We start from the raw sequence: 14,332 nt of genomic DNA, 5'->3' as shown, positions 1-14,332 counted from the left end.
AATTGCTTTTCTAGTATACTGTTTTCTCAACTTCAAGTCAATGGAAATTCTATGAAACTAGTAACCGAATGAAATGAATAATAGAATGTTTTCCGAAACATTTCATAATATATATGCAATTTTTTCTAAGCTTTTAACAACAAACAAAGAGGCCTTGCTCTTTCGAGCAAAGCCTCTTCCTGTTGGATCTAAAATTGTCACCTCATCAACAAGTTTGCTGATGTCACCTCAATTTTAGTCTTCGCGTTTTTTGCGTTTTGCAAGTCCCGCAAGGCCAACCATACCAAGTGCAGCACCTAACAATGCAGCAGATGCTGATTGTTCTTCACCAGTTTCAGGAAGTGCTGGAGCTGGAGGAGTTGTAGGTGTTGGTGGCGTTGGTGGTGTTGGCGGTGTTGTTGGTGGTGTTGGTGGTGTTGGTGGCGTTGTCGGCGGTGTTGTCGGTGGTGTATTCGGTGGTGTTGTTGGTGGTGTATTTGGCGGTGTTGTTGGCGGTGTTGTTGGCGGAATAACAGTGTTGTTAAACTCTGTATCTTCTGGCAACTGAGTAATAGCCGTCAATACTTTACCGTCTTTGTTAATCATAATACCCACAGTGGCAACCATCTTATCGTATTCGATGCTAGAATCTGTGCCACGGATTTCTTCTACATGGTAGAGATGAGTTCCTTCTTCACCACGTTTGAATTCAAGATTTGAGAAGGTGATCTTACCAGCCGCATCATTGGTTACGGTTTCGATCACATTTCCTTTTTCGTCCTTAAGAACGAAGCTGAATTCACCAGCCTTCAATGCACGACCTTCCAATTTCTTAGTGAATTGGAATTGAACCTTAACTGGAATGTTGACTACACGTTTTTCAGTTGGTTTTTCTGGTTTTTCTACAGTCTTCTTAGTTGGATCGTATTGGTGTACGATTTGTGAAGCTGTATTTTCAATGTCCACACCATCTTGAGCAGATTGTTTAATTTCTGCAGGAATTTCAAACTTGTAGTAACGTCCAAAGGCCAACTTAGTTGTGTCGATAACTTGTGTATTTTCTGCGTCTCCAAGTGACTTAGTCAAGTCTGCTTTAGATGTTGCAGTAATCACACCGTTTTCAACCTTGATATCAAACTTAGCTGTTACATCTTCTCCTGTTACAGAGTCGTATGCCTTAATATCAGCTCCGTTGACAGTCAAGTTTGCACTGTCATATTTATCTGTAACACCAACAGATTGAATATTGTGTGCTTCAGTGAATTTAGTTGTATCCAACCATACTTGGTAGTATACTTTATCACCTTTCTTGAGTGTCTTCGTATTGATATTTTGAGCTTCGTTGTTATCAGTCTTATCAACGTAAGGATTTGCATTTGTGTCCGCAACTTTATTCTTCAACTCGTCATCATCGTCGAGAAGTTTCACACCTGTAAGATCGAATTTAGATTCGTTCAAGATGTATTTCTCTGGGTTGAATTCTGGAGTTTCAGGTGGGCGAACAGTGTTATTGAATTCTTTGTCTGATGGATCCGTTACCTTAGTAAGGAGAGCTTTCGCTGTTCCATCATGAGAAACTTCAACTGTTACAACTGCTTTCATCGTGTCATAAGTAACGGTTGTATCAGTTCCTTTGACTTCTTCTACAGTGTAGTTGTAAGTTCCTTCTTGACCTTTCTTGAATTCAAGAGCTGAGAACTTAACGTTACCAGATGCATCGTTCTTAACTGTTTCAACAACTTTACCTGTTGAATCTTTAAGTACAAAGCTGAATTCGTTAGCTTTAAGCTCACGGCCTTCCAAACGTTTCGTGAAGTTGAATTCTACTGAAACAGGGATGTTCACAACACGTTTTTCAGTTGGTTTGTTTGGTTTCTTCACTGTCTTGCTTGTTGGATCGTATTGGTGAACGATTTGAGCTGCAGTGTTTTCAATATCTGCACCACCCTTAACAGTATCTTTCACTGTTGCTGGGATGTCGAACTTGTAGTAACGTCCAAACGCAAACTTAGTTGTGTCGATCACTGGAGTATTTTCTGCGTCTCCAAGTGACTTAGTCAAGTCCGCTTTAGAAGTTGCAGAGATCACACCGTTTTCAACCTTGATATCAAATTTAGCTGTTACATCTTCGCCTGTTACAGAGTCGTAAGCTTTGATGTTTGCAACATTGATGTCAAGCTTGTCTTCTTCGTAGTCATCAGTAACACCAACAGATTGGATGTTGTGCGCTTCAGTGAATTTCGTTGTATCCAACCATACTTGGTAAACAACCTTATCACCACGTTTCACTGTCTTAGTATTGATGTTTGCTGCTTCATTATTGTCAGCCTTATCAGCGTAAGGATTTGCGTTTGTTTCCGCAACCTTGTCTGCCAATTCTTTATCATCATCAAGAAGTGATTTACCAGTAAGGTCGAATTTCTCAGCGTTCAAGATGTATTTCTCTGGGTTGAACTCTGGAGTTTCTGGAGGAGTCACCTTGTTGTTAAATTCTTTATCCGCAATGTCGCCAACTTTCGCGATCAGAACTTTAGCTTTTCCGTCGTGTGAAACTGTGACTGTTACATTCGCTTTCATGGTGTCGTATGTAACGGTTGCGTCAGATCCTTTAACTTCTTCTACTGTGTAGTTGTGTACGCCTTCTTGACCTTTCTTGAACTCAAGTTTAGAGAACTTAACGTTACCATCTTTATCGTTCTTCACAGTTTCAAGAGTCTTACCTTCTGAATCTTTAAGAACGAAGCTGAATTCATTGGCTTTAAGCTCACGACCTTCCATACGTTTAGTAAAGTTGAATTCCACTTCAACTGGCACGCTGTTGACACGTTTTTCAGTTGGTTTTTCAGGTTTTTCAACTTTCTTAGTAGTTGGGTTGTAGTAGTTGACTACTTGAGCAGCAGTGTTTTCGATGTCAACTCCACCTGCAACGTCAGCTTTCACTGTAGCTGGGATATCAAACTTGTAGTAACGTCCGAATTCGAATTTAGTTGTGTCGATCACTTGTGTGTTTTCTGCATCGCCAAGTGACTTAGTGAAGCCATCTTTAAGGGTTGCAGTGATCACACCGTTGTTCACAGTGATATCGAATTTAGCTGTTACATCCGCACCAGTCTTACCATCATAAGCTTTGATTGCTGAACCATCAACATCAACTTTAGCCTCATCGTAGTCATCTGAGATTCCTACTGATTGGATATGGTCTTTGTTGTTTGCGTCAAATTTAGTTGTATCCAACCATACTTGGTAAACAAGTTTTTGACCTGGTTTAACTGATTTAGTATTGATATTCGCTTTTTCGTTATTAGATGCATCGTCCGCATATGGGTTCGCATTGGTATCTGCGTACTTGTCTGCCAACTCTTTATCATCATCTAATAATGAAGTTCCAGTCAAATCAAATTCTTTTTCGTTTAGAACATATTTTTCTGGATTGAATTCTGGAGTTTCTGGAGGAGTGACACGGTTGTTAAATTCTTTATCCGCAATGTCGCCTACAGTTGCTACGAGAATCTTAGCTGTTCCGTCGTGTTTCACTGTAACTGTTACATTCGCTTTCATAGTGTCGTATGTAACGGTTGCGTCAGATCCTTTAACTTCTTCTACTGTGTAGTTGTGTACGCCTTCTTGACCTTTCTTGAATTCAAGAGCTGAGAACTTAACGTTACCAGATGCATCGTTCTTCACAGTTTCAAGAGTCTTACCTTCTGAATCTTTAAGCACGAAGCTGAATTCGTTAGCTTTCAGTTCACGGCCTTCCAAACGTTTCGTGAAGTTGAATTCCACTTCAACTGGTACGTTGTTGACACGTTTTTCAGTTGGTTTGCTTGGTTTTTCAACCTTCTTAGTTGTTGGGTTGTAGTAGTTTACAACTTGAGCCGCAGTATTTTCAATATCCACACCACCAGGTACATCAGCTTTCACTGTTGTTGGGATGTCAAACTTGTAGTAACGGCCGAATTCGAATTTAGTTGTGTCGATCACTTGTGTGTTTTCTGCGTCGCCAAGTGACTTAGTGAAGCCATCTTTAAGGGTTGCAGTAATCACACCGTTGTTCACAGCGATATCGAATTTATCTGTTACTTCTGCGCCTGTTACTGAATCGTAAGCTTTGATCTTAGTAGAATCAAGATCCAACTTAGTTTCATCGTAGTCATCTGAGATTCCTACTGATTGGATGTTGTCCTTGTTAGATGCGTCGAATTTAGTTGTATCCAACCATACTTGGTAAACCAACTTGTCGCCACGTTTCACAGTCTTGGTGTTCAAGTTTTCTTTTTCGTTGTTTGATGCATCGTCCGCATATGGGTTCGCATTTGTATCTGCGTACTTGTCTGCCAACTCTTTATCATCATCAACGAGCTTGTCACCTGTGATATCGAATTTCTCTTCAGAAACAACGTATTTCTCTGGTTGGAACTTAGGTTCTTCTGGAGGACGAACAGTATTGTTGAACTCTTTATCCGCAATTTCGCCAACAGTCGCGATCAGAACTTTAGCTGTTCCATCGTGTTTCACTGTGACTGTCACATTCGCTTTCATAGTGTCGTATGTAACGGTTGCGTCAGATCCTTTAACTTCTTCTACTGTGTAGTTGTGTACGCCTTCTTGGCCTTTCTTGAATTCAAGAGCTGAGAACTTGACGTTACCAGCCGCATCATTGCTTACAGTTTCAAGAGTCTTACCTTCTGAATCTTTAAGAACGAAGCTGAATTCGTTAGCTTTAAGCTCACGACCTTCCAAACGTTTTGTGAAGTTGAATTCCACTTCAACTGGAACGTTGTTAACACGTTTTTCAGTTGGTTTTTCAGGTTTTTCAACTTTCTTAGTCGTTGGGTTGTAGTAGTTAACTACTTGAGTCGCAGTATTTTCAATATCCGCACCGCCAGGAACATCTGCGTTCACAGTTGCTGGAATATCAAATTTATAGTAGCGTCCAAACTCGAACTTAGTAGTGTCAATGATTTGAGTGTTTTCAGCGTCGCCAAGTGACTTAGTGAAGCCATCTTTGAGGTTAGCTGTGATTACACCGTTAGCGATTGAGATGTCAAACTTAGATGTAACATCCGCACCTGATACTGAATCGTATGCCTTGATGTCTGAAGCATTCACAGTCAACTTAGTTTCATCGAAGTCATCTGTGATACCAACTGTTTGGATGTTATCCTTGTTAGCTGCATCAAATTGAGTCGTGTCAAGCCATACTTGGTAATAAAGTTTTTGGCCACGTTTCACAGTCTTGGTGTTCAAGTTTTCTGCTTCGTTGTTTGATGCATCGTCCGCATATGGGTTAGCGTTTGTATCCGCAACCTTGTTAGCCAATTCTTTGTCATCATCAACGAGTTTCGTACCTGTTACATCAAATTTCGCTTCAGAAACAACATATTTTTCAGGATTGAACTTAGGTTCTTCTGGAGGAGTCACACGGTTGTTAAATTCTTTATCCGCAATGTCGCCTACAGTCGCGATAAGAACTTTAGCAGTACCATCGTGTTTCACTGTGACTGTTACATTCGCTTTCATTGTGTCGTATGTAACGGTTGCGTCGCTTCCTTTAACTTCTTCTACAGTGTAGTTGTGAACACCTTCGTCACCCTTCTTGAATGACATAGCTGAGAACTTAACGTTACCAGATGCATCATTGCTTACAGTTTCAAGAGTCTTACCTTTTGAATCTTTAAGTACGAAGCTGAATTCGTTAGCTTTAAGTTCACGGCCTTCCAAGCGTTTAGTGAAGTTGAATTCTACTTCAACTGGAACGTTGTTTACACGTTTTTCAGTTGGTTTGCTTGGTTTTTCAACCTTCTTAGTTGTTGGGTTGTAGTAGTTTACAACTTGAGCCGCAGTATTTTCAATATCCACACCACCAGGTACATCAGCTTTCACTGTTGTTGGGATGTCAAACTTGTAGTAACGGCCGAATTCGAATTTAGTTGTGTCGATCACTTGTGTGTTTTCTGCGTCGCCAAGTGACTTAGTGAAGCCATCTTTAAGGGTTGCAGTAATCACACCGTTGTTCACAGCGATATCGAATTTATCTGTTACTTCTGCGCCTGTTACTGAATCGTAAGCTTTGATCTTAGTAGAATCAAGATCCAACTTAGTTTCATCGTAGTCATCTGAGATTCCTACTGATTGGATGTTGTCCTTGTTAGATGCGTCGAATTTAGTTGTATCCAACCATACTTGGTAAACCAACTTGTCGCCACGTTTCACAGTCTTGGTATTCAAGTTTTGTTTTTCGTTGTTTGATGCATCGTCCGCATATGGGTTCGCATTTGTATCTGCGTACTTGTCTGCCAACTCTTTATCATCATCAACGAGCTTGTCACCTGTGATATCGAATTTCTCTTCAGAAACAACGTATTTCTCTGGTTGGAACTTAGGTTCTTCTGGAGGACGAACAGTATTGTTGAACTCTTTATCAGCAGGATCTGTCACGTTTGTGATCAAGGCTTTCGCTGTACCATCATGACGAACTTCAACTGTAACGACAGCTTTCATTGTATCGTATGTAACGGTTGCGTCTGAGCCTTTAACTTCTTCTACTGTGTACTTGTAGGTACCTTCTTGACCCTTCTGGTATTTAAGGGCAGTGACAGTTTTACCAGCTTTATTGGTGTACTCTACTGGAGCAAACTTGATCTTACCAGCTTTGTCGTTGGTTGCAGTTGCGATCACAACATTGTCGCTGTCTTTCAACTCGAATGTAAATTCGCCAGCTTTAAGGTCGCGACCTTCCAATTTCTTAGTGAAGTTGAATTCAACTGAGATTGGAACACTGTTGACACGTTTTTCAGTTGGTTTGTTTGGTTTTTCAACAGTCTTACTTACTGGATTGTAGTAGTTAACAACTTGAGCTGCTTTGTTTTCAATATCGGCACCAGCTACAACATCGTCTTTCACTGTTGCTGGGATATCAAATTTATAGTAGCGTCCAAATTCAAACTTAGTAGTGTCAATGATTTGAGTGTTTTCAGCGTCGCCAAGTGACTTCGTGAAGCCATCCTTAAGGTTAGCTGTCAGAACACCATTGTTATCAGAGATATCGAATTTAGTCGTAACATCTGCACCAGTAACTGAATCGTAAACCTTGATATCTGAAGCATTAACAGTCAATTTATCCTTGTCGTAGTTATCTGTGATTCCTACTGTTTGGATGTTGTCTTTGTTGTTTGCGTCAAACTTAGTTGTATCCAACCATACTTGGTAGTAAAGTTTTTGACCACGTTCAACTGGTTTCGTATTCAAGTTTTCATCTTCGTTGTTGGCAGTTGTATCGACATATGGGTTTGTATTTGTTTCACCATATTTATCTGTCAATTCAGAATCGTCATCAACGAGCTTCGTACCTGTGATATCGAATTTCGCTTTAGAAACAACGTATTTCTCTGGTTGGAACTTAGGTTCTGTTGGTGGAGTGACACGGTTGTTGAACTCTTTATCAGCAGGTTCTGTCACGTTTGTGATCAAGGCTTTGGCAGTACCATCATGACTTACTTTAACAGTTACCACTGCAGCCATTGTGTCGTAAGTGACAGTTGAATCTGTACCCTTAACCTCTGTTACAGTGTAAGTGTACGTACCTTCTTGACCCTTCTGGTATTTAAGGGCAGTGACAGTTTTACCAGCTTTGTTTGTGTAATCAACTGGAGTGAACTTGAAGTTACCGTTTGCGTCGTTGGTTGCAGTCGCAATCACAACATTGTCGCTATCTTTCAACTCGAATGTGAATTCGTTAGCTTTAAGAGCACGACCTTCCAATTTCTTAGTGAAGTTAAATTCTACTGAGATTGGAACATTGTTTACACGTTTTTCAGTTGGTTTTTCAGGTTTTTCAACTTTCTTAGTCGTTGGGTTGTAGTAGTTAACAACTTGAGCCGCAGTATTTTCGATATCTGCACCAGCTACTACATCGTCTTTCACTGTTGTTGGGATATCAAACTTGTAGTAACGTCCGAATTCGAATTTAGTTGTGTCGATGACTTGTGTGTTTTCTGCATCGCCAAGTGACTTCGTGAAGCCAGCCTTCAAGTTAGCAGTGATCACACCGTTGTTGACAGCGATATCGAATTTATCTGTTACTTCTGCACCTGTTACAGAGTCATAAGCTTTGATGTCAGCTGCATTAAGATTTAATTTCGCTTCATCATAGTTATCTGAGATACCTACTGTTTGGATGTTGTCCTTGTTCGCTGCGTCAAATTTAGTTGTATCCAACCATACTTGGTAAACCAATTTAGAACCACGTTCAACAGTCTTAGTATTCAAGTTTTCTGCTTCGTTGTTTGATGCATCGTCTGCATATGGGTTCGCATTTGTATCTGCGTACTTGTCTGCCAACTCTCTATCATCGTCAACGAGCTTGTCACCAGTGATATCGTATTTCTCTTTAGAAACAACATATTTCTCTGGTTGGAACTTAGGTTCTTCTGGAGGTGTTACACGGTTGTTAAATTCTTTATCAGCTGCATCTGTTACGTTGGCAACGATTGCTTTAGCTGTACCATCGTGTGAAACAACCACTTTAACAGTAGCAACCATTGTATCGTATTTGACAGTTGCATCTGTACCAGGAGTTTCTTCTACTGTGTAGTTGTAAGTCTTACCAAGATCATCACGACCGAATTCAAGAGTCTTGAAGACAATCTTACCAGCAGCGTCATTCTTCACGCGCTCAACTTCAACGCCGTCTTTCTTCAATACGAATTCGAATTCCTTGGCTTGAAGTTCACGACCTTCCAAACGTTTCGTGAAGTTCATTTCCACTGGAACTGGAACGCTGTTGACACGTTTTTGTGTTGGTTTTTCAGGTTTTTCAACTGTCTTGCTTACTGGGTTGTAAACGTGAACTGTTTGGTTGGCTGTATTTTCAATATCAGCACCAGCTTTAACAGATTCTTTCACAGTTGCTGGAATATCAAATTTATAGTAACGTCCAAATTCGAACTTAGTTGTATCGATAACAGGAGCGTTTACTTTGTCTTTGATAAATTCATCTTTAGAAGTTGCAGTGATGGTGCCGTTTTCAACTTTGATGTCGAATTTATTGGTTACTTCTGCACCAGTTACTGAATCATATGCTTTGATGTCCGCTGCATTAACGTCCAATTTTTCTGCATCGTATGTATCAGATACACCAACGTATTGGATGTTGTTCGCTTCAGTAAATTTCGTAGTATCAAGCCATACTTGGTAAACCAATTTAGAACCACGTTTAACTGTCTTGGTATTCAAGTTTTCTGGTTCGTTGTTAGTTGTCTTGTCTACATATGGATCCGCATTTGTTTCAGTGTACTCATTTGTCAACTCATTGTCGTCATCCATCAACTTGTTACCAGTGATGTCATATTTCTCTTTAGAAACGACAAATTTTTCTGGTTGGAATTCTGGAGTTTCTGGAGGAGTAACTTTGTTGTTGAATTCTTTATCTGCAGTACCATCAGTAGCGTTACCATTGGCATCTTTACCACCAGTTGATGTCACGTTTGTAACAGTTGTCAATGAATGACCGTTCTTCGCAACCTCAACAGTCACTGTAGCCTTCATTTGGTCGTAAGTCATTCCAAATTCTTTGTTTGCCGGAATCACTTCTTCTACAGTATATGTGTGGGTACCAACTTTTGTATTGTCAAATGACAATTCTGAGAAGGTTACGTTACCGTCAGCATCATTTTTCACAGTTTCAACTTCTCTACCAGTTGAATCTTTCAATACGAAGCTGAATTCGCCTGCAGCCAATTTACGACCAGCCAATTTCTTAGTGAAGTCAAACTTGGTCACAACTGGTGAAACCACATAGTTGTTGAATTCCGTGTCTTCAGGCATTGTAACAGCTGCGCTCAAGAGACCTGTAGCTGCATTTTTGGTTACATTAACGGTTACGACTGCATTCATTGAATCGTAGTCGATGTTTGTATCTGTTCCAGCTTTTTCACGTACAGTGTAAGTGTGTTTACCTACAGCGTTGTATTCAATCGCATCAAACGTGATAGATCCATCTGCTGCATTTTTCTTGGTTTGGATCACATTGCCGTTTTCAAGCAATTCGAATGTGAAGGCATCCTTTGTAAGTTCTTTCCCTTCAAGACGTTTAGTGAACTTGAATTGAGCTTGAGTTGCAGCAGGTGTGAAGGTATTGTTGAACTCTGTATCTGCAGGAAGGGTGTTTGTTGCTTTAAGAACGTGACCTTCTTTCGTAACAGTGATTGTTACTTCAGCTTTCATCGTATCATATTGCATACCTGCTTCAGAACCTTGAACTTCTTCTACAGTATACTTGTGAGTACCAACTTGTGTATTGTCAAAGGTCAAATCATCAAAGGCTACAACACCTTTTTTATTGTTGGTCTTGGTTTGAAGAGTCTTACCATCTGCATCTTTCAATACAAATGTAAATTCGCCATCTTTCAACTCACGACCTGCAAGGGCTTTGCTGAAGTCGAAACGAGTCTTAACTGGAGCAACTGCAAAGTTGTTGAACTCTGTATCTTCAGGCATAGTCACCTTAGCAGTCAAGATACCAGATGCAGCATCTTTCGTAACGTTAACTTTTACGACTGCATTCATATCATCGTAGTCGATGTTTGTATCTGTTCCAGCTACTTCACGTACAGTGTAAGTATGAGCACCTTCTTTATCGTAAGAAATCGCGTCGAATTGGATAGTTCCATCAGCCGCATTTTTCTTCGTTTGGATGACATTTCCATTTTCAAGCAATTCGAATGTGAAGGCATCCTTCGTAAGCTCTTTCCCTTCCAATTTCTTAGTGAACTTGAATTGAGCTTGTGTAGCAACAGGTGTGAAGGTATTGTTGAACTCTGTATCTGCAGGAAGTGTGTTTGTTGCTTTAAGAACATGACCTTGCTTCGTAACAGTAATGGTCACTTCAGCTTTCATTGTGTCGTAAGTCATACCAGTTTCTTTATTTTCTGGGATAACTTCTTCTACAGTGTACTTGTGAGTACCAACTTGTGTGTTATCAAAAGTCAAATCATCAAAGGCTACAACACCTGCCTTAGTATTTGTCTTGGTTTGAATGACCTTTCCATCTGAATCTTTCAATACAAAGCTGAATTCGCCAGCTTTCAACTCACGACCTGCAAGAGCCTTGCTGAAGTCAAACTTGGTCTTAACTGGAGCGACAACGTAGTTGTTGAAGGTCTTATCAGTTGCACTTGACGAGAATCCACCAGCACCACTGTATTTAACGGAACCTTGCAAATCACCTTTAGAGTTTTCAGTTACAGTAACCGTCATCGTAACGGTCATTGCATCGTAATCAACGTTTGCATCTGAACCCGCAATCTCAGAGATTGTATATTTGTAGGTACCAACTTTATTGAAGCTTAATTTACTAAATGTAGCTTTACCGTTTTTGTTTGTAACAGTTTCTTCATATGAAGGAAGTGATTTGTTTTCATTGACTTCTTTAATCTTGAAGTTGAATTCACCATCAACAAGTACACGTCCCTCAAGTTGTTTTTCAACTTCTGGAGTAACTGTTACAGGTTCTTGTTTGACATAGTAATAAACAGGTTGTTTATATGGTGTCAAAGAGTTAAGCAAGTCAACGTTGGTACCGATACCATTTACTCCTCGAATCAATTGTTCGTTTGGAGAAAGGTGACCGATATTATCTCCTAAGAATGGGACGAATACCGTTTTATATGGTGTATATCCAGCAGCTTTTTGGAAGTCAAATGGAACTTCCTTACCATTTGCATAGGTTACACCTTTGCTATCTGTGAAAGGAATGGTGTTAAGAGGTGATTTCTTAACAGCTAATTCTTGTTTGTTGTAATCACCTGGTTTAATTGGTTTCGTTTCTGCTAGCAACATGTAGCCATCAGTGCTCAAGGTACCATCAGAACGTTTGCTTTGTTGTTTTGGATCTAGAAGATAAACGCGAACAACTACTGTTCCATCTTCGCCTACGATTTCTTTAATCCGTTTGATTCCTGCACGCTCCGCGTCCATGAATTTAGTTCCAACTTTGTAAGGACGGCTTACATAACCTGATTGATCTTTTGCATCAGCTGTTTGATACAATTTATAGCCATCAAATTGACGCTCTCCAGATGCTGTGAAGTTTTGCCCTTCCATAGCTTTAAGAGTGTATGAAGCTAAGTCTACTTCGTTACCATTTGCTACGTAGTCTTGAACAGTTTTATCTGTTTTATTCGCGTTAAATGTTGGATTATTTTTATCAACTACGCGATAGTAGGTTGTTTTATTAACTGATAGCGGAATCTTGGCATTGGTATCCGTAATCGTACGACCATTGTAAGCTGGTTCTACAACGTTGATAATATCTGTTGATGTACGAGCAGCATAAACAGCATCGTATAATTTTTGTTCGTCAGGTGTAAGTTGGTGTCCTGGAGCTACTAAAGCTTGGATGCTTGCTCCAACTTCATAACCATATTGAATAAATGGTTGGTCCGTTTTACCAGGACCAGTTCCTGTACCTGGATCGTAATCAACTTGCCAAGTTAATTCTCCTCTAGATGCAGTAGCAGTCGTTGTGAATTTTTGAATACCACTAGATGCAGTAATTTTTCTAGTTTCTACTACATTACCTGTATTTTTATCAATTAATTCTACAGTAGTATCAGTAGAATCATTAAATCCCTTGTAAGCACGTGTGTAGTAGTTTGTATTGTAACGTTCATTAAAGCGAGTGAGGTCTACGATGCTATAAGTATAGACATCGCCTTCTTTAGCAGCGTAACCAGCTGGTACCGTTTGAGATGAAACAGTTGCACCATTTGGATCCGTCATATCAGGTGTAGCAACTTCACCGTCTTTTAGGAAAGTTGCTACAGCAACTGGCTCGTTATTGTGGTCTGTAGCGGCACGACGATTACGACGACGGCTACTTACTGCTAAAGCACCAGCATTCGTCAAATCAGTTGCAGCACGATCGAGTGATGCACTACGAACCTCAGCTGTTGTCCGATCTTCTGGATGAACATCAGTAGCACGAAGTGGAGCTGGCTGCACTGTAGGATTAAGAGCTAGTGGAGTTTCAGGTTTAGCTGCTTCTTCTCTTGCAGCTGATCTTTCTGAGCTTTCACCTGCTGCAGCACGAGTTGCAGTTGTTGGTGCTGTAGTTGGTGCTGATGTAGAGGTTGGTTTAGAGCTTAACTCTGCCTTATTTGTAACTGGTAGAGCGATTTCTGGCAATGAACCAACGTTTAGCGGTTTTGAAGCTTCTTCAGATTTAGATGCTTTTACAACTTCTTCGGCTTTAGCTGGTTTTGCAGTTTCCTCAGCTTTATCTGCTGCTTTAGTAGCCTCAGATTGTGCTTTGACTTCCTGCGCAACACCTGTATCTGCTTGATCGACATTCGTTACTGGAGCATTATAAGCTTCAGTAGGAGAGACAGCTGTTTCAGCTGCTACTGTGCTATTTGATGCAGACTCCGTCGAGGCTGACGTCGATGCATCTGAAGGGGCAGTTGTTTCCTCCGCAGAAGCCGTATTGGCTCCCGCAGCAAAGAGTGCTGTCCCTAAGAGAACTGAACAAACCCCAACGCTATACTTTCGCAATGAAAAGCGCTGGCGCTTATTAAATACATCCTTCATTTATAGGATCTCCTTTTTCATATTTCATGATTCCATGATACAAATAAAATTGTAACATCGTTGACATCGAGAGTCAATCTGTTGAAATTAATTTGTAATATTCTTGTTAAAATGTCATATTATACCACATATTTTTTAATAATTTGTACTAAATTGTCACATTTTTTCCTATCCGGTTCACTTTTTTCACACTAAAAAAAGAATACGGGAAAACAGTGATTATTCTGTCTTCCTATACTCTTCTCTATGTTTATTTCACTTCGGAGATCAATCCGGTATCCACATCATACACAGCTCCTGAAATCACTACATCCTCTGGAATCAAAGGGGAAGCTTTTAAAAGCTCCATATCTTCACGGACACTCTCTTCAATGTCTTGAAAGGGGAGGAAGTCTCGCTCTCCCACATCTACTCCCAGTTCTTTCTTTAGATGCTGACGGAAAGCTTCGTTTTCAAAGGTTTGTGCGCCACAATCTGTATGGTGCAAGACGACGATTTCGCGGGTTCCCATCTGTTGCTGGGAAATAACCAAGGAGCGGATCATATCATCGGTCACGCGCCCTCCAGCATTCCGCAAAATATGAGCATCTCCAAGAGCCAGGCCCAGTGCTGGTGCCACGTGAAGGCGGGAATCCATACAGGTCACGATGGCGACTTGTGTTTTGGGCTTAATTGGAAGACGGAGGTCTCCATGCAACGCCACATAAGCTTGGTTGGCTGTTAAAAAATTATCAAAATAAGACATGGTCTCTCCTTCATTCCTTTG

General features: G+C 40.5%; 2 protein-coding genes. Both read right to left on the bottom strand.

Going from position 1 to position 14,332, the window contains the following annotated elements; genetic code table 11:
• Window positions 1-234: 234 nt before the first annotated feature.
• Window positions 235-13,566 carry an SspB-related isopeptide-forming adhesin gene (locus ABVF55_RS02170; protein ID WP_445285444.1) on the bottom strand — a complete coding sequence of 4,444 codons (13,332 nt, stop codon included), beginning with the start codon at window positions 13,564-13,566 and terminating at the stop codon, window positions 235-237.
• 250 nt (window positions 13,567-13,816) lie between these two features.
• A complete protein-coding gene (locus ABVF55_RS02165) occupies window positions 13,817-14,311 on the bottom strand; it encodes a beta-class carbonic anhydrase (RefSeq protein WP_049491763.1) in 495 nt (164 codons plus the stop codon).
• Window positions 14,312-14,332: the final 21 nt, after the last annotated feature.

Source organism: Streptococcus sp. KHUD_012 (assembly GCF_052588255.1).
Note: the sequence above shows the minus strand (reverse complement) of the source record. Positions and strands in the feature narration are given on the sequence as shown.

What these genes read in the sequence shown, in the direction of transcription:
- ABVF55_RS02170 (WP_445285444.1), bottom strand. Translation starts at nt 13,566, where the DNA reads ATGAAGGATGTATTTAATAAGCGCCAGCGCTTTTCATTGCGAAAGTAT.
- ABVF55_RS02165 (WP_049491763.1), bottom strand. Translation starts at nt 14,311, where the DNA reads ATGTCTTATTTTGATAATTTTTTAACAGCCAACCAAGCTTATGTGGCG.